The 469-nt window shown below is 52.9% G+C and carries 1 protein-coding gene; it reads right to left on the bottom strand.

The genetic code is table 11. The features are described from left to right. Nucleotides 1–270: 270 nt before the first annotated feature. The coding region (locus tag CQ12_RS45795) for a hypothetical protein (RefSeq protein ID WP_210180611.1) at nt 271–469 on the bottom strand (199 nt) is incomplete at its 5' end.

The raw sequence follows: 469 nt of genomic DNA, 5'->3' as shown, positions 1-469 counted from the left end.
CGAGGAGCCGATGGTCTGGGCGACGATTTCATATGCAACTGTTCGAGAGCCGACGCGGCGTTCTTCACGTTCAACAAGCGCGCCTAGAGCGCTGCGAGTGATTGAATTTAACGCGGCGGTACTCATTGGCTTTTTCCTGTCTCTTTTTGACACCACTGGAACAATCCCTTCATGCATGTTGAGGACATGAAGGACAGACACTTCGATAACGACAACGAAAAACTCAGCTTTACTTCGCTCGCTGCGCTAACAGCGAACGTAGTTCAGTACTTACAGAAAAAGAAAATAGAAGATGGAGAGACCAAGCCCGACGCCAGTCACAGCGACAAGCGCGATCGCGAAGAGCACCTTGAGGAAGTCAATCGTCGCTTGAGCGACGGCGAGCGTAGGGCTTACGTCCGCGAGGGCGTCGAGCGTATTAGAAGGTTTGAAGATAGAGCCCGAGGGAAACGGGGTTGAGAGATCGGCG

Source organism: Bradyrhizobium jicamae, from assembly GCF_001440395.1.
In the GTDB taxonomy this organism is placed as follows: domain Bacteria; phylum Pseudomonadota; class Alphaproteobacteria; order Rhizobiales; family Xanthobacteraceae; genus Bradyrhizobium; species Bradyrhizobium jicamae.
The sequence above is the reverse complement of the archived record's forward strand: the minus strand, read 5'-3'. Positions and strand labels throughout refer to the sequence as shown.